The 25,407-nt window shown below is 71.6% G+C and carries 13 protein-coding genes; 7 read left to right on the forward strand and 6 right to left on the reverse strand.

Annotation, left to right across the window (positions count from 1 at the left end):
* Positions 1 to 66: 66 nt before the first annotated feature.
* From AB0K14_RS34270 to sfnG, 5 genes are all read right to left on the reverse strand, one after another.
* Positions 67 to 1,215, reverse strand: coding sequence for an LLM class flavin-dependent oxidoreductase (locus AB0K14_RS34270; RefSeq protein WP_360457710.1), 1,149 nt, complete (start codon positions 1,213 to 1,215; stop codon positions 67 to 69).
* Between the two features lie 103 nt (positions 1,216 to 1,318).
* On the reverse strand, positions 1,319 to 1,870 hold the full coding sequence (gene ssuE, locus AB0K14_RS34275; protein ID WP_360457713.1) for an NADPH-dependent FMN reductase: 552 nt from the start codon (positions 1,868 to 1,870) through the stop codon (positions 1,319 to 1,321).
* Between the two features lie 12 nt (positions 1,871 to 1,882).
* Positions 1,883 to 3,064, reverse strand: a complete 1,182-nt coding sequence (locus AB0K14_RS34280) for an SfnB family sulfur acquisition oxidoreductase (RefSeq protein ID WP_360457716.1) — start codon at positions 3,062 to 3,064, stop codon at positions 1,883 to 1,885.
* Complete coding sequence (locus AB0K14_RS34285) at positions 3,052 to 4,269, reverse strand: acyl-CoA dehydrogenase family protein (RefSeq protein ID WP_360457719.1); 1,218 nt, start codon at positions 4,267 to 4,269, stop codon at positions 3,052 to 3,054. The genes AB0K14_RS34280 and AB0K14_RS34285 overlap by 13 nt, the downstream gene beginning before the upstream one ends.
* On the reverse strand, positions 4,266 to 5,402 hold the full coding sequence (sfnG, locus tag AB0K14_RS34290) for a dimethylsulfone monooxygenase SfnG (RefSeq protein ID WP_360457722.1): 1,137 nt from the start codon (positions 5,400 to 5,402) through the stop codon (positions 4,266 to 4,268). The genes AB0K14_RS34285 and sfnG overlap by 4 nt, the downstream gene beginning before the upstream one ends.
* 371 nt (positions 5,403 to 5,773) lie before the next feature.
* On the opposite strand from sfnG, the gene AB0K14_RS34295 reads away from it, so the two are divergent.
* The 7 genes from AB0K14_RS34295 (at position 5,774) to AB0K14_RS34325 (ending at position 22,705) form a co-directional block, all read left to right on the forward strand.
* On the forward strand, positions 5,774 to 6,607 hold the full coding sequence (locus tag AB0K14_RS34295; protein ID WP_360457725.1) for an alpha/beta fold hydrolase: 834 nt from the start codon (positions 5,774 to 5,776) through the stop codon (positions 6,605 to 6,607).
* 797 nt (positions 6,608 to 7,404) lie between these two features.
* Complete coding sequence (locus AB0K14_RS34300) at positions 7,405 to 8,715, forward strand: RICIN domain-containing protein (RefSeq protein ID WP_360457728.1); 1,311 nt, start codon at positions 7,405 to 7,407, stop codon at positions 8,713 to 8,715.
* Between the two features lie 54 nt (positions 8,716 to 8,769).
* Entirely contained in the window at positions 8,770 to 10,278 is a 1,509-nt protein-coding gene (locus tag AB0K14_RS34305; RefSeq protein WP_360457731.1) for an RICIN domain-containing protein, read from the forward strand.
* A gap of 249 nt (positions 10,279 to 10,527) precedes the next feature.
* The gene (locus AB0K14_RS34310) at positions 10,528 to 11,931 is read left to right on the forward strand and encodes a hypothetical protein (RefSeq protein WP_360457734.1); all 1,404 of its coding nucleotides are present in this window, start codon (positions 10,528 to 10,530) and stop codon (positions 11,929 to 11,931) included.
* Positions 11,928 to 13,064, forward strand: a complete 1,137-nt coding sequence (locus AB0K14_RS34315; RefSeq protein WP_360457737.1) for a hypothetical protein — start codon at positions 11,928 to 11,930, stop codon at positions 13,062 to 13,064. Before AB0K14_RS34310 ends, AB0K14_RS34315 begins: the two co-directional genes overlap by 4 nt.
* A 193-nt stretch (positions 13,065 to 13,257) precedes the next feature.
* The gene (locus tag AB0K14_RS34320) at positions 13,258 to 22,224 is read left to right on the forward strand and encodes a SpvB/TcaC N-terminal domain-containing protein (RefSeq protein WP_360457740.1); all 8,967 of its coding nucleotides are present in this window, start codon (positions 13,258 to 13,260) and stop codon (positions 22,222 to 22,224) included.
* Between the two features lie 10 nt (positions 22,225 to 22,234).
* On the forward strand, positions 22,235 to 22,705 hold the full coding sequence (locus AB0K14_RS34325; protein WP_360457743.1) for a DUF4265 domain-containing protein: 471 nt from the start codon (positions 22,235 to 22,237) through the stop codon (positions 22,703 to 22,705).
* 8 nt (positions 22,706 to 22,713) lie between these two features.
* Here AB0K14_RS34325 and AB0K14_RS34330 read toward each other — a convergent pair whose 3' ends face one another.
* Complete coding sequence (locus tag AB0K14_RS34330; protein WP_360457746.1) at positions 22,714 to 25,296, reverse strand: tetratricopeptide repeat protein; 2,583 nt, start codon at positions 25,294 to 25,296, stop codon at positions 22,714 to 22,716.
* Between the last annotated feature and the right edge of the window lie 111 nt (positions 25,297 to 25,407).

Genomic DNA, 25,407 nt, shown 5'->3' on the forward strand with positions numbered 1-25,407 from the left:
CGCCCGCCGCCGAGGTCGTGCGCCGGGTGACCGGCGCCCTCGCCGCGATCCCGCCCGGTGGCGGGGTCAGCGCGTCGACGCGAACGGGATGCCGCGCACGGTTTCGGCGGGCACGTCGACGGGGTGCCGCCACAACCCCTTGTCCCGCAGCAGGGGCAGCACGCCTTCGCCGAACCAGTAGGCCTCCTCCAGGTGCGGGTGTCCCGACAGGACGAACTCGGTCACGCCCGCCGCGTGGTACTCCTCGATGCGCTCGGCGACCTCCGTGTGGCTGCCGACCAGGGCGGTGCCCGCGCCGCCGCGCACCAGGCCGACGCCGGCCCACAGGTTCGGGTACACCTCCAGGCCGTCCCCGCTGCCGCCGTGCAGGGCGATCATCCGCCGCTGCCCCTCCGAACCGCTGCGGGCGAGGCCTTCCTGCACGCGGGCGATGGTGGCCGGGTCGAGCGCGTCGAGCAGCCTCTTCGCCTCGGCCCACGCCTGGTCGGCGCGGTCGCGGCTGATCACGTGCAGCCGCACGCCGAACCGGGGCTCCCGGCCCAGTGCGGCCGCCTCGCGCCGGATCCAGTCGATCTTCTCCGCGACCTGGGCGGGCGGCTCGCCCCAGGTGAGGTAGACGTCGGCGTGCCGGGCGGCCACCCGGCCGGCGGCGGGCGAGGAACCGCCGAAGTAGACCTCCGGCACCGGGTCGGGGGTGCGGGCCAGCTCGGCGTCCGCGACGGCGAGGTGCTCGCCGTCGAAGTCGACCCGCTCGCCGCGCCACAACGCCCGCACGACGGTCAGGAACTCGTCGGTGCGCGCGTACCTGGCCTCCTTGTCCAGGAAGTCCCCGTAGGCCCGCTGCTCGTGGTCCTCCCCGCCGGTCACCACGTTGAGCAGCAGCCGGCTGCCGGAGTGGCGCTGGAAGGTGGCCGCCATCTGCGCCGCCAGCGTGGGGCTGACCAGGCCGGGGCGGAAGGCGACGAGGAACTTCAACCGCTCGGTGGTCGCGACCAGCATCGCGGTGGTGAGCCAGGCGTCCTCGCACCACGCGCCCGTGGGGGTGAGCGCGCCGGCGAAACCCAGCTGCTCGGCGGTGCGGGCGATCTGCCCCAGGTAGGCCAGGGTCGCGGGCCGGTCGCCACCGGCCACCGTCGTGGCGACCCCGTGACCACCGCCGACGAGGTAGCGGCTGTCGCCGTAGGTGGGCAGGAACCAGTGGAACGTCAGTGACATGGAGTCCTCGTCAGGCATCGGGTGTCGGACGTCGGGTGTCGGGCCGGTGCTCCTCGCCGACGTCGGTGTCGGGACGTCGGGTGTCGGGCCGGGTGTCGGACCGTCAGGGCGCGGCCAGCAGGGGACGGCGGGAGTGCAGTGCGGCGGAGAAGCCGTCCACCACGTCGTGCAGCGGCCGCTGCGCCTCGGCGGCGAGCGCGGGTGCGTCACCGGTGGTGGTGATGTGCTTGTCCAGCACGAACCACCCCTGCACGACGTGGTGCGCCCCCAGCGAGGACAGGACCGGCCGCAACGCGTAGTCGACGGCCAGGACGTGCGCCGGGCTGCCCCCGGTGAGCACCGGCAGCACCACCTTGTCGGCCAGCGCGAACTGCGGCAGCAGGTCCAGCAGCGCCTTCAGCACCCCGCTGTAGGCCGCCTTGTAGACCGGTGAGGCCACCAGCACGCCGTCCGCCTCCGCCAGCGCCGCGACGACCTCGGCGATGGCCGGGTCGCCCGCGTCGGCGCTCAGCAGCGCCTCGGCGGGCAGGTCCCGGACGCGGACCGTGCGCACGGCGTGGCCGTCACCGCGCAGCCGGTCGGCGACGTGCTCGGCGAGGGCCGCGGTGCGCGAGGTCGGGGAAGGGCTCCCGGACAGCACCAGGATCGAGGACATCGTCCACCTCCGTCAGATCAGGCCGTGGCGCGGCGGCGGTGTGCCGTCGAGCGCGTAGCGGCCGATGTGCTGGACCTTCCAGCGCACCGGGTCGTGCAGGGTGTGCGTGCGGGCGTTGCGCCAGTGCCGGTGCAGGTTCAGCCCGTCCAGCACCGAGCGCGTGCCCGACACCTCGAACAGCGCGCTGCTCGTCTCCAGCGCCACCGGTTCGGCGAACGCCTTCGCCGCGGCCACCGCGATCGACGCGGCCGCCGCGCTCCGGTCGTCCAACGCGGCCCCGGCCGAGTCCAGCGCCGCGCCCGCGGCGACGAGCAACGCCTCGGCGGCCCGGACCCGCACCTCCAGCTCGCCGAAGCGCTGGACGGTCAGCGGGTCGTCGGCGGCGCGCTCCACGCCCGCCTCGAACCACGGCCTGCTTTTGGTGCGCACGAAGTCCGCCGCCTCCGACAGGGCCGAGCGGGCCAGGCCGACCTCGATCGCGGCGTGCAGCGCCTGCGCCCGCGCGCCGTGCAGCTGCGGGCCGGTGAACGTCAGGTGGTGCGGCACGACGTGCTCGGCGGGCACCCGCACCTGCCGCAGGTGGACCGTGCCGCTGGCGGTGGTCCGCTGGCCCATGCCCTCCCAGTCGTCCACCACCTCCACGCCCGGCGCGTCGGCCGGCACGTACGCCACCACCACCCGGTCGTCGCCGTCCTTGGCCAGCACCGGGATCCAGTGCGCGAACAACGCTCCGGTGCAGTAGTGCTTGGTGCCGTCGAGCACGAAGCCGCCGTCGGGGTGGGGCAGCAACCGGGTCCGGTAGTCCTGCACGTGCCTGGTGCCCGCCTCGGACTGGGCGTTGCCGAAGCGCCTGCCCGCGAGCACCTCGCCGAAGAAGAACGCCTGCTGCCCGGCGCTGCCCCGCTGCCGCAGCACGTTGACGTAGACGAAGTGGTTCTGCGGCACCTGGGCGATGTTCGGGTCGCCCACCGCGAGCAGCCGGAACACCTCCAGCACCGTCGTCCACGACAGGTCCGGCCCGCCGTGCTCGGCGGGGACGGTGATGCCGAGCAGGCCCGACGCCGACAGCTCGTCCAGCTCCGCCCGCGGCAGCCGGCGCAGCGCGTCGCGCTCGGCGGCGCCCTTGGCGAAGCGCCCGGACAGCTCGGCGGCTGTCCGGACGGCTTCCGCGTCGTCGGCGATCACGTGTACCACGTGGGCTCCGGCACCTCTCCCAGCAGCGCGTAGCGCCCGACCTCGGCGCGCTTGTAGGCGATCGGGTCGTGCAGGCTGTGGGTGCGCAGGTTGCGCCAGAAGACGTCGAGCCCGACCGAGGCGGCGGTCGCCCGCGCGCCGGTGACCTCGAAGATGCGCGTGCCGATCTCCAGACCGGTGTCGACGGCGCGTTGCTTGGCCGCCGCGATGACCACCGCCGCCTCGCCCCGTTCGCGCGCGGTGACCTCGTCGGGGTGGGAGTTGATCCGCTCGATCAGCCCCGCGGCCCGCTCGGCCAGCGCCTCCGCCGCCCACAGCTTGGCCTGGAGGTCGCCGTAGGTCTCCAGGACGTGGAACTCCTCGGTGGCCGAGTCCTTGTTGTCGCCGCCGTAGGGCCAGGGCCGGGTCTTGTCCCTGGTGTAGGAGGTGGCGGTGGTCAGCGCGCCCTGGGCGATGCCGAGGTAGAAGTTGGTGAACACCAACTGGATCAGCGGCACGTTGAGGGTGTTGTAGGTGCGGGGCTGGAACTCCTTGTCGACGTAACCGGCGGCCTGCGCCCACGGCACCCGCACGCCGTTGATCTCCACGCTGCCGCTCTCGGTGAGGCGCTGGCCCACGTTGTCCCAGTCGTCGTTGAAGACGATGGCGTCCTGGTGCGACGGCACGATGGCGAAGATGTGCTTGTCGGTGCCCTCCAGCACCCCTTCCAGCACGGTGACGTCGGAGACCTTGCCACCGGTGGAGAACGACTTGCGGCCGGTGAACTCGATCTCGTCGCCGTGGTCGGTGATGACGAGGTCGTTGTCGCGCGGGTTGACCGCGCCGCCGAAGAACCACCGCTCGCGGGTGGCCTGCTCCTCCACGGCCGCCACCTGCTCGGGGGTGGCGACCAGCCGGGCCGCCCAGAACCACAGGTAGTGGTAGCCGATGAGCTGCCCGATCGACCCGTCGCCCGCGGCGACCTCGCGGATCACCCGGTAGGCGGTGGTCCAGTCCTGCCCGCCGCCGCCGTGCTCGACCGGGCCGAGGAGGGTGACCAGGCCGGAGTCCTTGAGCAGGGCGACTTCCGCGTGCGGGGTGGCCCCAGCGCGGTCGCGCGCCACCGCGTCGGTGGCCAGCAGGGTGGCGACCTCGCGCGCGCGGGAGATCCACTCGTCGGAGGTGCTGGGCGCGGTGGTCCAGGTGTGCTGGGCGGACGTGGTCACGGGCGGGCTCCGATCGGTTCGGGGGTGGCGGCGGAGGGGTCGAGGGACGCTTCGAGCTCGCGGACGATCGGCAGCACGTGCTTGCCGAAGTAGGCGACTTCTTCCTTGTAGTGCAGGAAACCGAGCAGCAGCAGGTCCACGCCGCGCCGCTTGTACTCCACGATCCGGTGGGCGATCTGCTCGGGCGTGCCGATGAGCTTGGAGCGGAACCCGTCGTTGTACTGCACCAGGTCGTCGAACGCCGAGTCCGACCACATGCCCTTCTTGTCACCGGTGGAGCTGCCGGCCTGCCGCACGGCGTCGCGGAACCCGTGCACCGCTTCGGTGTCGGCCTTGGCGACGATCTCGCGCAGCGTCTCCCGCGCCTCGGCTTCGGTGTCGCGGGCGATGAGGAAGCCGTTGAGCCCGAACTTCACCGTGCGGCCGTGGACGGCGGCGGTGCTGTTGACCTCCTGGATCTGCTCGGTGATGCCGTCGAAGTCCTTACCGTTGCTGAAGTACCAGTCCGACACCCGTCCGGCCATCGCCCGTGCGGCGGTGGAGTTGCCGCCCTGGAAGACCTCCGGGTGCACGCGTCCGGGCACCTCCAGGGGTTTCGGCATGAGGTCGTAGCCGTGCAGCCGGTAGAAGTCGCCGGTGAACTCGGCCGGTTCCTCGGTCCAGCTCTTGCGCAGCACGCGGATGAACTCCTCGGCCCGGCGGTAGCGCTCGTCGTGCTCCAGCCACGGTTCACCCAGAGCGGTGAACTCGGCCTTGAACCACCCGCTGACCACGTTCACCGCGGCACGACCACCAGAGAGGTGGTCCGCCGTGGCGACGAACTTGGCCAGCACCGCCGGGTGCCACAGGCCCGGGTGCACCGCCGCGATCACCTTCAACCGCTGCGTGGCCAGCAGCAGCGCGAGGCTGAAGCTGGTCGACTCGTGCTGGTAGGCCGCGCCGTAGCCGGCCATGTAGCGGACCTGGCTGAGGGCGTACTCGAAGCCGTTGTCCTCCGCGAGCACGGCCAGCTCGCGGTTGTAGTCGTAGGACCAATCGGTGCGTTGCTCGATCTTGCTGACGACGAGGCCACCGCTGACGTTCGGCACCCAGTAGGCGAACTTCAGCGGCTCCCGCTCCCGGTTCTCGGGCACGGTGGAACTCCAAGCTGTGGGTTGGGCGAGCGGCGGAACTGTCCGGACAGGACAGGGCGTGGACGGTGTCGTGGCCTAACGGGGGCAACAGCCCTGGGCGCCCACGCGGACGAAGTCCACGTGGCGGCGCCTGGTCAACACGGTCGGTCGCTGCACGCCACCACTCCAACAGCACAGGGCTACCGGGTCAACGCGGAACGTCCGCCTCCCACATGATGAACGCACTGGTGGAGGTCAGCCGAAGTTCACTTGACCGGGCGAACGGCGCTCGGCCGTGCCCACCCGGAGTGGGTGCCGCCGACCCGCCGTACCGTTCGACGGGCCCGCACCCGCACACCCGTACCGCCACGGACCCCTCCGGGAGACGCAACATGACCGACGACCTCACCGCGGCCGAGGCCCGACCGGAAGCCGGGCTCGTCGCCCCACCGCGGACCGCCACGCTCGTCGTCGACGACGGCACCGAGATCGTCCACCACCACTGGGACCCCGCCCCCGGCACCGACCCGGACCCCGTCCCGGTGGTGCTCCTGCACGGCTTCGCCGCCGACACCCTGGTCGAGTGGGCCGGTCGCGGCGCGGTCGCCGCCCTCACCGCCGCCGGGCGCGGCGTCGTGGGCGTCGACGCCAGAGGCCACGGCATGTCCGGGAAGTCCATCGACACCACCCGTTACGGCGAACGACGCATGGCGCGCGACCTGCGCGCCGTCCTCGCCACCCTCGACGTCCCGGCCGTGGACCTGGTCGGCTACTCGATGGGCGCCGTCATCGCCCTGCTCACCGCGGTCGAGGAACGCGCCGTGCGCCGGCTGGTCGTCGGCGGCGTCGGCGCGGGGGTCGTCGAGCTCGGCGGCGTCGACACCCGGGTGCTGCCCAACGACGTCCTCGCCGAGGCGCTCCTCGCCGCGGACCCCCGCACCGTGCCACCCGAGGTCGCGGCGATGCGCGCGTTCGCCGAGACGTCGGCGGCCGACCTGCCCTCCCTGGCCGCACAGGCCCGCGCGGTGCACCAAGGCGCCATCGACCTCGCCGCCATCACCGCCCCGACCCTCGTCATCGCCGGCCACGACGACCCGCTCGCCGAACGCCCGCACGTGCTGGCCGACGCCATCCCCGGCGCCCGGCTCCTCCTGGTGCCCGGCGACCACGGCAGCACAGGCGGCAACCCCGACTTCCACGCCGCGATCATCGACTTCCTCGGCTGACGCCTCAGCCGGATCCCTCGGCCCGATCCCTCGGCCGGAGCCGTCACGACGGCCGGGGCGAAGGCGATAAACGCCGCAAAGATGTGCTCAGCTTCGAATACAGTCGAAGAAATCCGATAACCGGCGATCTCATTCGACCACCGCCGCGAGGTGCGCCCGAAGGACGCCCTCGGTCGGCCGTGATCGGTGAACGCGTCGACGGCCGGGGACGAAGGCGGTGCCGAGCGGCGACCGCGGCGTGCCCGACGGACATCGACAGGGCCGCCACCAGCCCTTTCTCCCGGTTTCGGACACCGTTGACCTGCGGCACGGCACGGCGGTGCGACCCACCCCGACGGTGGAGCGGCCCGCGGAGTGGCAGGAAGTGGCCGACCATTGCGCTCTTGACACCTTAAGGACTTTGCTCGCACACTATGACGGCTTTTGATGTTAGCGCAAACATTATGGGCAATTCCCGATGAGCCGTCGGCGTTCCACCGACCCCGGCCGATTCCCCGGCCCGGTCGACCGTCCGGCAGTCGTCGAACATTCCCGAGGAGATCAACGATGAACTCTTCACCCTCCCGCCGCGATCGCGTGACCACACCAGCCGCGAACGCCGCCACGAACCACTCCGGGCGCCCGGACCGGGCCGGTCCGCGGGACGGCCACGCCGCCGACTAGCGAGTGCCACCTGTCCGTCCAGATCGGACAGCGCACCTGTCGACGTGAGCCATGTTCACGCTCACACCACACGGCTTCGACGTCGGTCGCAGCTGCGCAGCGCGGACCCGTCCCACCGACCTAGGAGATCATCCGTGAACGGACTGCCGAAGGTCAGCCGCTGGCTGGCCCGGCTCGGCCTCGTGGCGCTCACCGTCGCCGGCACCGCGGTGGCGGTCGTGTCACCCGCCCAAGCCGCCCCCGGCTACGTCTACACGACGTTCAAGGGCGACGCCGCCGCCGACCAGGAGCTCTGGGTCTACTCGTCGGCCAACGGCACGAACTTCGGCGTGCTGGCCGACACCGACTACCGCGGCCCCTCCGGCGTGCTGCGGGACCCCAGCGTCATCCAGCACAACGGGCTCTACTACATCGCCCACACCGTCCAGTCGTGGACCACGAACTCGACGCACTTCAACATCGCCTCCAGCCCCGACCTGGTCAACTGGACGCACGTGGCGAGCGTCGGCTCCGGCGTCGCCGACACGCGGTTCACCTGGGCGCCCGAGTTCTACGTCGAGGGCGGCACCGTCCGGATCATCGTGAGCATCGCCCAGACGACGTGCTCCAACTGCTTCCGGCCCTACCTCTTCACCGCCCAGAACAGCTCCCTGACCTCCTGGAGCGGGCCGGTGCAGATGGGTGGCCTCGGCTACAACTACATCGACACCTACGTGGTGAAGTCGGGCAGCACCTACCACGCCTTCACCAAGAACGAGACCACCAAGTACATCGAGCACTGGACCAGCACGAGCCTCACCGGCGGGTGGGGCAACCGCGGTCGGCTGTGGAGCTCGGGCTACGAGGGACCGGCCGTGCTGCGGATGAGCGACGGCTCCTGGCGGATCTGGGTCGACAAGTACACCAACGGCGGCATCTGGACGGCCACCAGCTCGAACCTGGACTCCTGGTCCGGCCTTAGCCAGATCATGTGCCCCGGTTGCCGCCACGGCACGATCCTGCCGGTGGCCGACGTGCCCGGTTCCGCGCCGGCGCACCGCGTGACCAACCGCAACAGCGGCAAGGTGATGGACGTCGTGTCGGCCTCCACCGCGAACAACGCCGAGATCAAGCAGTGGACCTGGAACGGCGGCGCCAACCAGAAGTGGCGGTTCCAGGACGCCGGCGGCGGCTACTCCCGCGTCGTCAACCAGAACAGCGGCCTGTGCCTGGACGTGGCCAACGGCTCCACCGCCGACGGCGCCAACATCATCCAGTACACCTGCGGCGCCGGCACCAACCAGCAGTGGCAGTGGCAGGCCACCGGTGCCCACTTCCGGCTCGTCGCACGGCACAGCGGCAAGTGCCTCGACGTCGTCAACTCCGGCACCGGCGACGGCGCCGACATCCAGCAGTACACCTGCGGCAGCGGCACCAACCAGCAGTGGAGCCGCGACCAGGTCTGAGCCTGACCGGCAAGCGCTTCCCTCCCCGACCCCGATCGAGCGATTGGACATCTCATGACACTGATCATGGCGTCTGGTGGTCATCCATCAGGACCACCGCGGCGCACCCGGCCGTTGCGCCGGGCGCTGGTCGCCCTCGCGGTGACCGCGCTCACCGCGGCGGGACTCGCCGTCTCCACGCCACCGGCCAGTGCCGCCACCAGTCAGTTCCGCGGCATGAACTGGGCCGTGATGGGTGACAACTTCAGCACCGGCACGCTCGTCGTGCAGGGCCTGAGCCAGTCCGACAGCAACGCGACGGTGCGGGCCAAGGCCAACGCCCTCTACGACGACATGGCCGCCACCCTGGGCGTCAACACCGTCCGCCTGCCCATCAACACCCACACCGTGGCCAACACGACCTGGTGGAACGCCTACCGCGGCGCCATCGACGCCGCCACCGAACGCGGCTTCAAGGTCATCCTCGCCTACTGGGAGGACGGCGCCGCCTCCGGCGGCCGGATCACCAACCTCGCCGCCTGGAACACGATGTGGTCCAGCGTGACCAACACCTACGGCTCGAACGCCAACGTCTACTTCGAGCCGATGAACGAGCCGCACGGCTACAGCTCGGCGGACTGGCGCAACGTCGCGGCCAACTGGCTCTCCTACCACACCTCCGCGGTGCCCGGCCGGGTGCTCATCGGCGGCACCGGCTTCAGCCAGGACCTGCGCGACGTCTGCAACGACAGCCGCTTCAACTCGACGCTGCTGTCCTTCCACCACTACGCCTTCTTCTACGGCGCGATGACCTACGACCAGTTCCGCAGCCACATCCAGACGCGCCTGGGCAACTGCGCCTCCCGCGCGGTCGCCACCGAGTTCGGCGCCCCGATGTCCACCGGCCTGAACTACGCCGACGCCAACAGCACCGACAACTTCGTGCGCTACATCCGTGCCATCGCACAGGTCATGCGTGACAACAACATGGGCGGCACCTACTGGCCCGCGCTCGGTGGCAAGTACAAGGACAACCTCGGTTACGACTGGTACTCGATGTACGCCCTCAGCGGCAGCGGCACCGATCTCAACCTGACCATCCGCAACACCTCCGGCGCCGACCGGCTCCGGTACGCGTGGGGTGACGGCACCACCAACCCGCCGCCGACCTCCTACCGCGTCGACGTGCGCCACAGCGGCAAGACCATGGGTCTGGCCCAGGCGACCGCCGACAACGGCGCCCGCGCCGGCCAGTACACCTACGGCGGCAACGCGTGGCAGCAGTGGCAGTTCCAGGACGCCGGCAGCGGCTACTGGCGCATCGTCAGCAGGCACAGCGGCAAGTGCCTCGACGTGGTGACCGCCTCGACGGCCGACGGCGCCGACATCGTCCAGTACACCTGCGGCAGCGGCACCAACCAGCAGTTCCAGATGGTCGCCAACGGCAGCTACTTCCAGCTCCGGGCGCGGCACAGCGGCAAGTGCGTGGACGTGCCGGCCGCGTCCACCGCGGACGGCGTGGTCCTCAAGCAGTACACCTGCAACACGGGTACCAACCAGCAGTGGTCGCGCACGGCCGTCTGACGGTCGTCCCGACGTGACCGCGGACCCGCGGCACGACCTTCGCGCCCCCGGTGCCGAGCCCCTGCTCGGCACCGGGGGCGCGGGCCGCTGCCGAAATGCCCGGGCGGATCCGGGCGGCCGGTTGCTAGAGTTCGCCGGCCGGCCGCGGGACTTCGGTGCGACTTCCGGAACCCGCCTGTGAAGCGATGATTCGCTGATCGTGCCCCCACTCCCCGGCCGGCCCCGACACCACTCCCGGAGCGTGGACGCATGGACGCCCTCACCGCCGACGACATGTTGATGTTCATCAACGCGGCGACGACGTCCACCTCGCAACGCGAGTTCCACGGCGGGGCCGAGGACCAGCGGCTGTCGCTGGACTTCCTGCACGACTACGTGATCGGCAACTACCGGGACCTGTACGCGGCCGCGCTCGCGCTGGACATCAACGACCACAACGCCGCGCTGATCGTCCGCAAGCTGCTGGAGACCACCGGTGACGCGACCACCGACCAGCGGCGGGTCGAGGGCGGGCTGATCGCCCGGCGGCTGCGGGTGCTGCCGCCGCAGCGCGTGTACGACCTGTTCCGCGCGTTGCGCCGGGCACGGGTGAACAACCGGCGCACCCGCGCGATCATCCGCGAGTGGGTCGCGGGTCGACCCGACCCGGCGTTCGACGCGGTGAAGTACCGCACCGGGCTGAAGCTCGCCCTGCGGCACGCGCACGTCGCGCCGCACGGCGAACTGGGCCCGTTCCTGTTCACGCCCGGCGACCACCGCCGGTACGACACCCCGCTGCTGGAGACCTGGCGGCGCGCGCACTACGAGCAGGCGTCGGTGTACGGGCTGCCGTACACGGTGGCCGAGGGGTTCGCCGCCAAGCACGGGATCGACCGGTCGACGTTCCTCAAGCGCATCGAGCCCCGGATGACCAGGCTGGAACGGCTCCGGGTGCAGCAGTCCGCGCGTCGGGACAAGGCCGCGGTGGCGGTCGACCTCGGGTCGGTGCCGCTGACGCGCCTGGCCTCCTACGTCCTGGCCCTGCCGGTGCCCGAGCGGGTCGAACGGCGGGCTGAGCTGACCGGCGCGCTGCGCGCGGCGGCGGTCCGTGCCGCCGGGCGGGCCGCGGGCGGGTGGGGTCGGGTCGCGGCGGTGCTGGACGACAGCTTCTCGGCGTCCGGGTCCGCGCAGAAGCGCCGTCGGCCGTTGGCGGTCGCGCTGGCCTGCCACTACCTGCTGGCGGAGTTGGCGGCCGAGTACGTACCGCTGTGGACGTCGGGGCGCACCGACGCCCTGCTGGCCCGCCCGTACGGGATGACGCCGCTGGGCGAGCGGGTGCTCGACGCGCTGGAGCACGCGCCGGACCGGCTGCTGATCGTGTCCGACGGCTGGGACAACGCGCCGTACGGGCTCGCGTCGGAGGTGCTGCGGGTGTGGCGGGCGAGGCTCGACCCGGCGCGCCGGGTGGTCGCGGTGCACCTCAACCCGGTGTACGACGCGGTCGACTTCGACGTGAAGCGGCTCGCGCGGGCGGTGCCGACCGTCGGCGTGCGCGACGCGGAGGACGTGCCCGCCCTGGTCGAGTTCGCCCGGTTCACCGAGGGCACGACCGGGTTCGCCGGCCTGCGGGCGCACTTCGACGATCGCGTGGCCAGGTTCCTGGAGGAGGGGTGACGGTGGAGCTCGACCTGACCGGGCTGACCACGCGTGCGGCGCAGGTGTGGGGCGGTGTCCGGCTCGTGCCGCTGACGCGCGACGAGCCGATCACCGGGCTGCGGCTGCACGCCCGCGCCTACGGGGACGAGCCGGGCCTGGTCGAGGTGGGCCGCCGCACGCACTACGTGTCCTACATCCCGCACGGTTTCGTGGCGACGTGGACCGACGACGACACCCCGGTCGCGGCGTACGGCACGCAGATGGAGCGGGGCGCCGCCGACGAGGCGCCCGCGCACGGCATGAGGTTGCGCTTCCACCGCCGGATGGCGCGCCGGGTCGAGCGCAACCGCCTGCGCTTCCTGCCCCTGCACGTGGCGGTCGAGGGGTACCTGGCGCTGCACTTCGGCGGCCCGGAGGTCGTGTGGGAGGAGTGGTCGCAGCGCGCCATCCGCCGGGGCCTGTCGCCGCGCGTGGAGGAGGCGTACTCGGGCGCCGAGGTCGCGGGCCTGGCGGACGCGCTGAAGCACTTCGAGGTGCACCCGGGCCAGTGCGGTGTGCTGGTGTACGTGGCCGACGCGTTGGCCGCGGCGTTCGTCGTGCCCCACCCGGACGACTACCGTGCGCTGCACACCACCCTCGTGCAGGACATGTACGGCGAACTGGTCCATCACTACGCGACCCTCACGACGCCCGCGCCGCGGTTCGACGTGCGGCTGCCCGACGACGTGGCGTCGTTGGCCGACCTGCGTGCGGCGGCGGTCCGGGAGCAGGCGGAGTGGGCCCGCTTCCACGACACGACGATGGCGGACGGGCTGCTGGGCGAGAGCTACGCGATGAGCCGCGTGTACCGGATGGGCGACTACACGCTGTCACGCTTCCTGCCGACGTTCCGCCTCAAGCAGGAGAACCACATCGGCGAGCTGATCACCGACCGTGATGGCCGCACGGCGTACCTGAAGACCTTCCGCCTCTCGGAGGGCCAGACCCGCCGAGGCCACCTGCTGACCACCCTGGCGGCCCACGACTGGCACCTCGCGACCACCGCGACCGCGCTGGGCCTCACCGAGCAGCAGTTGGGCCTGCGCCTCCAGGGGGCCGGCTTCGGCGCGCTGCTCCGCGAGGACGTCCTGGCCCGCTACCGCGCGGGGTGACCGCCGGACCACGACGACCCGGCTCCGCGGGCACGACCACTCACACGAGGTGTTCCCCACATCGGGGTGGTCGATCTTAGGCCACCACGGTGCCGCGGATGGGCCATCCCGGTGAAGCGGTGCAACGGGACGCCGCACGGCCGCGATGCAACGTCTGCTCGCTCTGCGCACCGCCACCCCCAGGAGTGGATCAATGAGCCGGATCTTCGCTGGCCACCTGCCCTTCAGTCGGAGAACGAAACTGCTGAAGGGCCTGGCGCTGGGCGCCATGGTCGCCTTGGCGGTCGCCGGGGTCTCGGCGTCACAGCCCGGGACCACGAGCCGGTCCACCGCCGTCGGCACCGGCACCGGCACCGGCCAGGAGGCCGCGCTGACCGGGCAGTGCGACGTCAGCTCCGCGCAGGCCCGCCCGGTGTCCGCGGCGCGTGCCGCCGACCTGCCGGGGCACCAGACGATCGTGCGACCCGGCGGGAAGGCGCCCGCGGTGGTGGAGCACGACGGGGCCAAGCTGGAGATCCGCCCGAGCGCGGTCAAGTTACCCATCGGCGTCGGGATCACCCCGCTGGGCGCGGGCCGCGTGCCGGACCTGGACCCGGGCATGACCAACGTGACCACCGGGCCGCGGCGCGGCTACGAGTTCACGCCGACCCCGCACACGTTCTCCGACGACATCACCGTCAGCCTGCCGTACGACCCGACGCTGCTCAGCGCGGACTTCACCGCCAACGACGTGTTCACGTTCTTCTACGACGAACTCGGCGGGTGCTGGAAGCCACTGCCGCGGGTGTCGGTGGACGAGACCAACCACGTGATCGTCTCGACGACGAACCACTTCACCACCATGGTCAACGCCACCGTGACGGTCCCCGAGCACGCCGAGGGCACGTCCTTCAACCCCAACCAGATCAAGGACATCGAGGCGGCCGACCCGGGCGCCGGGGTGAACCTGATCCTGCCGCCGGGCGCGAACAACCAGGGCGACAACCGGCTCAGCTACCCGATCGAGGTGCCCAGGGGTCGCGAGGGCCTGGAGCCCAAGCTGGACGTGCGCTACAACTCCGCGGGCGGCAACGGCTGGCTGGGCGTCGGCTGGGACGTCGGCACACCCGCCATCACGATCGACACCCGCTGGGGCGTGCCGCGCTACGACGCCGGTCTGGAGACCGAGACCTACCTGCTCAACGGCGAACAGCTCACGCCGGTCGCCAACCGCGGCGAGCTCCAGTCGCGCGTGGCGGAGAAGGTGTTCCACGCCAGGGTCGAGGGCAAGTTCGACCGGATCGTGCGGCACGGCGACAACCCGCGGAACTACCGCTGGGAGATCACCGACAAGACCGGTACCCGCTGGTTCTACGGCGCCGGCGAGGGCGCGTCCGCACCCGACGCGAACACCACCCTGGCCGACGGCGCCGGCAACGTCTACGTGTGGGCGCTGCGCGAGGTGCGCGACGCCAACGACAACCTCATGCGGTACCACCACACCCTGGTCGAGGACGGCGGGATCGAGGGCGGCGCCGAGCCCGGCCGCAACCTCTACCCGGACCGGATCACCTACACCGGCCACGGTGACGCCGAGGGCCGCTACGCGGTCACGTTCCTGCGCGACCGCCAGCTCGGCGAGTCGCCGCGGCAGGACAAGACGATCGACGCGCGGGGCGGGTTCAAGCGGGTGGCGGCCGACCTGCTGCGCCAGGTCGACGTCACGCTCGACGGCGAGCTGATCCGCCGGTACCGGTTCGACTACACCACCGGCGCGTTCTTCAAGACCCTGCTGCGCTCGGTGTCCCAGCTCGGCGCCGACGGCGCGCCGTTCAACTCCCACCAGTTCGAGTACTTCGACGACATCCGCGACGCGCAGGGCCAGTACCAGGCGTTCGACTCCGTCGGCTGGACCTCGCCCGACGACGATCTCGGCAACGACCTGCTGAACCTCACCCCGGACGAGGCGGGCAAGGCCAGCGCGCTCAACGCGAACACCAGCGTCGGTGGCGGCGGCCACGTCTACGTCGGCGTCGGCACGTCGCCCAGCAAGTCCGGCTCGGTCGGCGTCAAGGTCGGCTTCAACCACGCCGAGGACAACGGGCTGCTCGCGCTCATCGACGTGGACGGCGACTCCCTGCCGGACAAGGTCTTCACCGACGGCGGGACGGTGAAGTACCGCAGGAATCTGTCCGGCCCGACCGGTCAGCCCCGGTTCGCCGAGTCGGCGACGCCGCTCAACCTGCCCGGCATCCAGGGCGAGAGCAGCAACTCCCTCACCCTCGGCATCGAGGGCTACGCCGGCGCCGTCGCCGCCCAGCTCGACTACGTCAACACGTTCTCCAAGACCACGCAGTACTTCAGCGACGTCAACGGCGACGGCATCAGCGACCTGGTGAACGGCACGGCCGTGCTGTTCGGCCGGGTCGGACCGAACGGCACGCCGGTGTACGGCGTCAGCGGTGACACCCCCGTGCCGGTCGGCGCGGGTCAGGTCGACACCACCGGTCTGCTGCCCGACTACGCCGCCGACCAGGAGCGCATGGTCGACTCGTTCCCGCTGCTGGACAGCCTCCGGCGGTGGGTCGCCCCGTTCGACGGCCGGGTGCGGATCGACGGCGCGGTGAAGCTCGCCGACGAGACCGCGGCACGACGGGCGGACTCGAACACCGCCGACGGCGTGCGCGTGGCGATCCAGCACGAGGACGCCGAGCTGTGGTCCCGGCGGATCGAGGCGAGCGACAACGCCGAGCACGCGCCGTCCGGCGTCGACTCGATCACGGTCACCCGCGGTCAGCGGCTCTACTTCCGCGTGCAGTCCGCGTTCGACGGCGGCCTGGACCAGGTGTCCTGGGACCCGACGATCAGCTACCTCGACGTACCGGACACGACGGACGTCAACGGGCTGCCGCAGCACCGGTTCCAGGCGTCGCGCGACTTCACGCTCGGCGGGCGCGCGTCGCAGGTGAAGGTGCCGCTCACCGGCACCATGCACCTGTCCGGTGACCTGCTCAAGCGCGCCGCCACGACCGACGACGTCACGGTGGTCGTCACCCGTGACGGCACGCCGGTGTTCGAGCAGACCCTGGCCGCCGGGTCGACCGGCACCATCCCGGTGGACCTCGACGTCCCGGTGCAGCAGGGGCAGGTGCTGAAGTGGCGGGTGCGGGTGGACTCGCCGATCGACGTCGACCAGGTCGAGTGGACCCCGCGGGCCTACTACACGGCGGCCGAGGGCGTGGACCGGGTCACCGGGCCGAACGGCGAGTTCCTCATCGACGTGCACCCGCCGTACGACCTCGACATCTACCCGGTCGACGGCCTCGTCGGACCCCAGGGCTTCCTGGACGTGCCGCAGGACGACCAGCTCACCGTCACCCCGAGCCTGTCGTTCGCGTTCGGCGCCGAGCAGCCGACCGCGCGCGTCGCGTTCACCGTCAAACGGCGTGGTGAGCTGCTCGCCAAGCGGTTCTTCGAGGTGGTCGACGGGCAGGTGACCGCCCCGGCTGCGTTCACCGTCGACGCGGGCGCGGACGACGAGCTGTTCTTCGACTTCAGCACCACCGACCCGAAGCTGCGCGGGTTCCTGACCGGGCAGTCGGTCTCCGTCACGTTCGGCCAGGGAGGCTCGGCGACGCCGCAGAGCGTGTTCCGCGGCCCCGCCGAGGAGGGCGCGTTCAGCCAGCCGTACCGCGGCTGGGCGGCCATCGGCTACAACGGCAACCGGGCCAGGGCCGACCAACCGGTCGTCCAGGGCGACCTCGTGATCGACGAGAACTTCGGCGACCAGCTGCCGGACAGCGTCGACCCGCAGGCGCAGAAGGACGAGTTCGCGGCGAACCCCCGCATCGACCCGCCGAAGGTGGCGCCGTTCTCGCCGTCGCCGAAGTCGAAGCGCTGGGGCGCGGGCGAGCACAGCTGGGTGGCCAAGTCCGGCGTGAGCAGCTCCCGGCTGGGCATCGAGTCGATCAGCCTGCCGAAGCCGTCGGACTTCGCGGACGCCTCGGCGGTGCCGCGACTGTCCCGGTCCGAGCAGATCTCCCTCACCGGCGGCGTCGGTGGCGGCGTCGGCTCCATCGGCGGCAGCATCGCGACAGGTGACAGCAGCGGCGAGGTCGACTTCATCGACATGAACGGCGACCAGTTCCCGGACGTGGTCGGCTCGGGCGGCATCCAGTACTCCGACATGGTCGGCGGTCTGGGCGCCACCAAGGGCTCGCTGCCCGACGGCGCCGTGCGGCGCAGCGAGAACGTCTCCGGCAACGCCAGCGCGGGCAGTGCGGCGCGCACGATCGGCACCGGGCGCGGCCACGCGACCCCGCCGGGACACGCCGCCGCGAACACCTCGCAGTCCGGCAACGACATGCCGCCGCTGGGTGTCGGCGCGAACCTGGGCGGCAGCACCTCCGACAGCAGGTTCGACCTGCTGGACGTCAACGGTGACGACCTGCCGGACCGGGTGTACGCCGACGGCCGGGTGGCGTTGAACCTGGGCTACCGGTTCGGCCAGCCCGAGCCGTGGCGCAACCCCGCCCCGCTCAACGACGGCAGCGGTGAGAACGCCGGCGTGAACATCGGGTTCAACACCGACTTCTACGGGTTCGCCGGTGGGGCCTCGTACAGCGAGGGCAGCAGCTCCACCTCCAGCACGCTGATGGACATGAACGGCGACGGGCTGCTCGACCGGGTCCGCGCGGGCACGCCGATCAAGGTCGCGCTCAACACCGGCAACGGGTTCGAGGCCGAGACCCCGTTCCACGGCAGCCTGGCCGGCATCAACGGCGACCAGAACGCCAAGCTCGGCGGCGGTGTCTACTTCACGTTCGGCATCTGCTTCACCGCGGTGTGCGTCGTCATCAACCCGGGCGCCGACATCTCCACCGGGTCGAGCCGCACCGAGCAGTCCCTGCGCGACATCGACGGCGACGGCAACGCCGACCACCTCGCGTCCACCGAGGACGACGAGCTGTCGGTCGCCCGCAACCGCACCGGCCGCACCAACCTGCTGCGCGGCGTGACCCGCCCGATGGGCGCGCGGATGGCGTTCGACTACAGCCGCGACGGCAACACCTACGGTCAGCCGCAGTCGCGCTGGGTGCTGAACCGGGTCTCGGTGCACGACGGGCAGCCCGGTGACGGGCAGGACGACCAGCTGGTCACCTACGAGTACCAGAACGGCTCCTTCGACCGGCTGGAGCGGGACTTCTACGGCTACGCCACGGTGGTCGAGCGGCACCGCGACCCCGGCGCGGGCGACGCCGTGTACCGCAACGTGATCCGCGAGTTCCACAACGACAGCCACTACACCCGCGGCCTGCAACGCCGTGAGCTGACCACCGACGCGGCCGGCAACCCGTTCGTGGAGACCCAGCACAGCTACGCGCTGCGGGACGTGCTCACCCCGGGTGCCCAGGCCGACGCCAAGAGCACCACGGCGACGATCTTCCCCACGTTGGCCCGGACCGACCGCCGGTTCTTCGAGGGGCAGCCGAACCCGGGCAAGTCGACGTTCATCGAGATGGACTACGACGCGTCCGGCAACATGACCCGGCGGTTCGACGCCGCCGACACCGGGCCGGGCGACGACGTCGACACGAGGGTGCGGTACACGGTCGAGGACGCCGCCTGCGCCCCCGGTCACATCATCGGCACCCCGAAGGTCATCGACGTGTCCGGCAACGGCACGCCCATGCGGCACCGCGAGTCCGTCGTGGACTGCGCGACGGGTGACGTCCGCCAGGTGCGGGCGCGGCTGGCCGGCGGCGCCGAGGCCGTCACCGACATGGAGTACCTGCCCAACGGCAACCTCCGGTCGGTGATCAAGCCGCCCAACGCGACCGGCCAGCGCTACCGGCTCGACTACACCTACGACCAGGTGGTCGGGGTGCACCTCGAAAGCGTCACCGACAGCTTCGGCCTGCAAACCCGGTCCACGCACAACCTGAAGTTCGGCCTGGTGGAGACCACGACCGACGTCAACAACCAGGTCGTGCGCAACACCTACGACACCCTCGGCCGGGTGGACACCGTCACCGGTCCGCACGAGGCGCCGGAGAACCGGGTCACGATCGACTTCGAGTACCACCCCGAGGCGCCGGTGCCGTACGCGGTCACCCGGCACGTCGACCGGGAGGCGGGCGGCGCGGTCCGGGCCGACACCATCGACACGATCGCCTTCGCCGACGGGCTCAAGCGGGTCATCCAGACCAAGAAGGACGCCGCGGTGCACGTCGCACCGGACCAGCCGGCGCAGGACGTGATGACCGTGTCCGGCCGGACGGTCTTCGACTTCGTCGGACGCGTGGTGGAGACGCGCTTCCCGGTGACCGAGCCGAAGGGACCGGCCAACACCACGTTCAACCCGGCGGTCGACCCGGTCACCCCGACCAGGCTGTCCTACGACGTCCAGGACCGCGCCGTCAGGACCGTGCTGCCGGACGGCACCGAGACCACCAACAGGTACGGGTTCGGTCCCGACCGGGCCGGTGCCACCCAGTTCGAGCTGGTGGCCACCGACGCGAACGGCAAGTCCAAGCACACCTACAGCGACGTCCGCGAGCTGACCACGGCGGTCAAGGAGTTCAACGCCGCAGGCGGCCAGCCGGTCATCTGGACCAGCTACGCCCACGACCCGCTCGCGCAGCTCACCTCGGCCACCGACGACCACGGCAACGTCACCGCGTCGGCGTACGACGACTTCGGCCGGCGCACGGTGGTGGACAGCCCCGACTCCGGGCGCACGGAGACCGTGTACGACCTGACCGACAACCCGGTCCGCCGGGTCACCGCCAAGCTCGCCGCCACCGGTCAGGCGGTCGAGTACGACTACGACCAGAACCGGCTGGTCAAGATCCGGTACCCGGTCTTCGCCGCCAACAACGTCACGTACACCTACGGCGGACCCGGCGCACCGAACAACGGCGCGGGCCGGATCACCGCGATCACCGACGGCGCGGGCTCCGCCGCCCGGGAGTACGGGCCGCTGGGCGAGATCACCAGCGAGTCCCGCACCGTCTCGGTCCAGGGCAACCAGACCCGCTCCTACACCACGCGGTACCGCTACGACACGTGGAACCGGATGCTGGCGTTGACCTACCCGGACGGTGAGGAGCTCACCTACCGGTACAACAGCGGTGGCCAGGTCGAGGCCGCGACCGGCGTCAAGGCCGGCTCCACCTACGAGTACCTGACCCGGTTGGACTACGACAAGTTCGAGCAGCGCGTGCTCCAGGAGATCGGGAACGGCACGCGGACCCAGTACACCTACGACTCGGTCAACCGCAGGCTCGCCAACATGCGCGCCGAGCTCAACGACCAGCACGGCAGCCACGTCTTCCAGAACCAGGACTACTCCTACGACGCGGTCGGGAACGTCACCACGATCGCCAACGACGTGGTGGCGCCGAGCGGACCGGAGGTCGGCCGCCAGGTCGGCGGTCCGAGCACGCAGACGTTCGGCTACGACGACCTGTACCGGCTCACCCACGCCGAGGGCACGTACCAGCCGCGGACCCCGCGGACCGACCGGTACTCCGTGGACCTGGCGTACGACACCATCCACAACATCACCAACAAGAACCAGCGGCACGAGATGGTGAGCGACGGCAACGCCGTCGTGCAGAAGAAGACCACGTACAACTACGGCTACACCTACGGCGGCGACCAGCCGCACGCGCCGACCGGCATCGGGCCGTTCACCGTCGGCTACGACGCCAACGGCAACCAGATCAGCAAGTCGGAGCAGCCCAGGCCGCGCCGCCAGCTCATCTGGGACGAGGAGAACCGGCTGGCGTGCACGCACGAGAACGTGCAGTCGCACACCCTGCCGCAGACCCCGGCGTCGTGCGACAACGCGGGCGGCACGGCGAACCGTGCGCGGCACCGCTACGACGACGAGGGCAACCGCGTCATCAAGGACGGCGCGAACTTCCACGTCTACCCCAACCAGAACTACTCCACCCGCGGCAACCACGAGTTCAAGCACGTCTACGTGGGGCCGACCAAGCTGATCACCAAGGCGGTCGAGCCGGACCACCGGTTCGAGGACCGCCAGTACTACTCGCACGGCGACCACCTGAGCTCGACCAGCTTCGTCACCGACAACGCCGGCGGGCTCACCGAGCACGCCCAGTACTTCGCCGCCGGCGAGTCCTGGGTCAGCGAGCACCCCGCACAGCCGGTGCCGCACCAGTACACCGGCAAGGAGATCGATCCCGAAACCGGCCTGTACTACTTCGGCGCCCGGTACTACGACCCGCGCACGCAGCTCTGGCAGAGCCCGGACCCCGCCCTGGACTCCTACCTGGACGGTGCGCCGAACGGCGGGGTCTACGCCCCGGCGAACCTCGGGCTGTACACCTACGGCCAGCACAACCCCATCCGGCTCGTGGACCCGGACGGGCGGTGGGTCAACATCGCGATCGGTGCCGGTGTGGGCCTGCTGATCGGGGTCGGGGTCGAGGGCGTCCGCCAGGCGGTCAAGGGTGAGTTCAACGGTGGCCGCCTCGCCGGCGCCGCCGCCGCGGGCGTGATCTCCGGTGCCGTCGCCGGTGCGACCATGGGCCTGACCCTCGCCGCACAGGGCACCGCCGCGGTGGGTGCGGGCGTGGTCGCCGGTGCGACCTCCCGGGCGATCAGCGGTGAGGAGCAGACCGTCGGGGCGGTCGCGACCGACGCGGTCATCTCCGGCGTCACCTTCGGTGTCGTCAAGGGTGGCGGCGCCATCATCCGCTCGGTCCGCGGTACACCACCCGCGGCCGCTCCCCCGGCGACCACACCGACCGTCCGCCCCGCCACGCAGCAACCGACCGGCGGCGCCGGCACGGTCTTGCGGGACGGTCAGGGCGCCACCGCGGCCGAGGTCGCGGCCAGCGCCGGCGGACCGACCGGTGGTTCCCGAGCCGGCCAGCAAGCGGTCCGCGACGCCCTGATAGACGAGGCGGACCAGGCTGGCGGGATCTACCGCTGCTGGCGCTGCGGCCAGACCACGACCAACCCGTCCAACGTCCACTTGGGACACCGCAACGTGCCGACCTCGCAGGGCGGGAACCTGTCCAGGGCCAACGTGTGCCTGGAGGGCGCGGCGTGCAACCTCAGCGCGGGCAACAGGGGCGCGCCGAGACCCGGCATGTCGTGCGCGGAGCGGGGAAGTTGTGGCGCCCCGTACGGACGAACAGACTAGGATCGGGCGCGTGGCGACCGTACGACTGCTGGTCCAGATCGGCCCTTCCGGCCGGCCGGTGCACGAGGACGTGCCGGCCGTCCGGGAGGGCGCCGGGTGGCGACTGTCCGCGTCGCCCGGGCTGGCCATGGGCGCCGCCGCGGGCGACCTGCTGCGCGTCGGGCCGGACCACTCCTTCGAGGTGGTCGAGCGGGGCCGCAACATCGCGGTGCACGTGAGCGCACCCGCGTCCGCCGACGCCGACCTCGCCCGGCTCAAGGCCGAGCTGGAATCACTGGGCGGCTGGTCCGACGGGGTCGGCTGGACCCGGGACAAGTCCAGTTCCCTGACCGTGTTCACCATCCCGTTCAAGGCGGGCTTCGCCTCCGTCGAGGCCGCCCTGACCCGCTACCGGTCCGCCGTCCCCGCCGGTGAGTGGTACTACGTCAACGTCTACGACCCGGCCGACGACACCACCCCGCTCAACTGGTGGCTCGACTAGCGGGCGGTTCAGGAGGCGCGGTCGTCGCCGGTGGTGAGGTGGCCGCTGGTGGTGAGGTGGCCGCGCAGGTCGTCGGCTTCCGGCAGGTCGAGCTCGGTGTACAGGGCGACGGCCTGCTGGTGGTGCCGGCGGGCCTGGGCGGTGTCACCGAGGGCGCGGTGCGCGTGGCCGAGTCCGGCGTGGGCGTTGGCCTGGGTGTCCCGCGCACCGATCTCGACAGCGATGGCGAGCGCCTCCCGGTAGTGGCCAGCGGCGTCACCCGGTCGGCCGGCGGTGCGGGCGGCGTCGCCGAGGCCGTTGAGCACCCAGGCCTCGGCGTGCCGGTTGCCGATCCTGCGGGCGATGGCGAGGGCCTCTCGGTAGCGGTCGACGGCCTGAGCGGGCCTGCCGAGGCGGTTCTGGAGGGCGCCGAGGTGGTGCAGCGCTCCGGCTTCGCCGTCGAGGTTGCCGATCCGGCGGTATCGGGCCAGCGCCTCGTGCAGGTGGTCAGAGGCCGATTCGTAGCGACCGAGTCGCGCCTCGATGACGCCGAGGTGGTTGAGTGCGATGGCTTCGGCATCGCGGTTGCCGGTCCGGCGTGACAGGGTCAGCGCCCGCTGGTGGTGCTCTGCGGCCGCGTCGTAGTGACCCAGATGTCCTTCGGCCACGCCGAGGTTGTTCAGCGTGTTGACCTCGACGGTCCTGTTGCCGGACTGCCGCGCGACGATCAGGGCATGGGCGCAGTGCTCGGCGGCTGCCCGGTAGCGGCCCGAGCGTCCTTCGATCACGCCGAGGTTGGCGTGCGCACGGGCTTGGCCGACCAGGTCGCCGGTCTGCCTGAACAGGAGCAGGGCGTGCTGGAAGTGTTCGGTGGCCGTCGGGTGGTGACCCAGCTGTGCGTGGGCCCCACCGAGACCGATCAGCACGTGGGCCTCCGCGTCCACGTCATCCGCTTGTCGGGCGGCGTCCCGGGCGTGGCCGTGGATCGCCAGCGCCTCGGTGGGGTGGTCGCAGGAGAGGTAGCGGAACAGCGTGGTCGACAGCCGGGTGGCGTGCGTGGTCCAGCCGTGGGCGGCGGTGTGCGCGGCGACGGCGACGAGGGTCGGGCGTTCGGTGTCCAGCCACGCCAACGCGGTGGCCGGATCGTCCAGGGCCGGGACTCCGATCGCCGGAGGTCCGGCCGCGTGGCGGTGGACCCGGGCGGGGAAGCGGCGGTCCATCGCGGCCGTGGCGGTGGCCAGGTAGTGGTCGAACAACCGGGTCTGGGCGGCGCGGCGTTCGGGTGGGCGATCCTCGTCGACGGCCTGGGACGCGGCGAAGTCGCGGACCAGGTCATGGTAGGAGTACCGGCCTGGACCGCTCTGTTGCAGCAGGTGGTCGGCGCACAAATCGTCCAGGAGTAATCGGACGGTCGCGGCGTCCGCGTCGGCCAGTGCCGCCGCCGCGTCGGTGTCGAAGTCCTGACCGGGGTGCAGCGCCAGCAGGCGCAGCACTCGTCGCCGGTCGGCGGGCAGGTGCCGGTAGGACAGGTCGAGCGCGAGTTCGACCCCCGTGTCCAGACGCCGGTCGCGGTGGCGTTCGTCGAGCCGGTCGGCGTGGTCGGTGAGGGTCCAGCCGGGTGTGGCGCGGATGTGCGCGGTGACCAGGCCGAGAGCGAGCGGCAGGTGGCCGCAGCGCCGTGCGATCCGCGCCGCCGCGTCCGGGTCCGGGCCGATCGGCACTCCGGGCGTGGCCTCGGCGAGGAACCGTTCGCCCTCGTCGGGAGCGAAGACGTCCACCACGAGGTGCGTCGCCGAGCGGAGGCCGGTGAGACGCCGCCTGCTGGTCACCACCACGGGACATCCGGGGACGTCCGGGAGCAGGGGGCGGACCTGGTCGGCGGAGGCGGCGTTGTCGAGCACCACCAGGGTCCGGGTGCCCGCGAGCCGGTTGCGGTAGGCGGCGGTGCGGGCGCGCAGGTCGCGAGGGATCAGGTGGCCGGACGTCCCGAGCAACCGCAGGAACCCGTCCAGCACCGCGGCCGGGTCGACCGGGGGTTGGGCCGGGTCGGGGTGCGGGCCGCGCAGGTTGACGAACAGCACCCGGTCGAACGGGTCCCGGCGGGCGACCAGGTGCCCGGCGTGGACGGCGAGCCCGGTCTTGCCGACCCCCGCCATGCCTTCGATCGCGGTGACCACCACGGGTGCGGGCCGCCGGGCGCCGGGCGACAGCGCCTCCACCAGCCGGTCGAGTTCGGCGGTGCGACCGGTGAACCCGGCCAGGTCCCGCGGCAACTCGTCCTGGACCCGGACCTGCGCCGCCGCGTGCGTCTCGCCGAGGGCCACCCGCAACGCCTGTCGCCACTGCGCGACGTAACCCACGTCCGGGTGCAACGCCTGCACGACCGCCACGACCAGGTCGGTGTTGATCCTCCGCCTGCCCGCTCGGAAGCAGTCGACGACGGTCCCCCTCCTGGCCAGTTCGCCGGCCGGGAGACCGGCCTCCGTCCACGCGGCGTTGATCCGGCTCGTGATGACCTCGTACGAGGGATCTCCCGCCCACGACTTCAACGACCGCAGGCGTTCTGCGATCCCGTCGAGCGTGCGGGCACCACCTGGATCGGGAGGCGACACACAGCCAGCCTAGGCCCAATACCAGTGACTTAATGGTTGATCGGGTAGGTTGTGCGTCCTGGAGGTGCTGGATGCCACGGCCTGGGCAGGTCAAGCCTGAGACAGATGCGC

The sequence above is a fragment of the Actinosynnema sp. NPDC050801 genome, from assembly GCF_040673975.1.
GTDB lineage: Bacteria > Actinomycetota > Actinomycetes > Mycobacteriales > Pseudonocardiaceae > Actinosynnema.

Excerpts from the sequence above, each read along its gene's own strand:
- AB0K14_RS34310 (WP_360457734.1), top strand. The coding sequence starts at position 10,528 with ATGGACGCCCTCACCGCCGACGACATGTTGATGTTCATCAACGCGGCG.
- ssuE (WP_360457713.1), bottom strand. The coding sequence starts at position 1,870 with ATGTCCTCGATCCTGGTGCTGTCCGGGAGCCCTTCCCCGACCTCGCGC.
- AB0K14_RS34270 (WP_360457710.1), bottom strand. The coding sequence starts at position 1,215 with ATGTCACTGACGTTCCACTGGTTCCTGCCCACCTACGGCGACAGCCGC.
- AB0K14_RS34295 (WP_360457725.1), top strand. The coding sequence starts at position 5,774 with ATGACCGACGACCTCACCGCGGCCGAGGCCCGACCGGAAGCCGGGCTC.
- AB0K14_RS34305 (WP_360457731.1), top strand. The coding sequence starts at position 8,770 with ATGACACTGATCATGGCGTCTGGTGGTCATCCATCAGGACCACCGCGG.
- AB0K14_RS34320 (WP_360457740.1), top strand. The coding sequence starts at position 13,258 with ATGAGCCGGATCTTCGCTGGCCACCTGCCCTTCAGTCGGAGAACGAAA.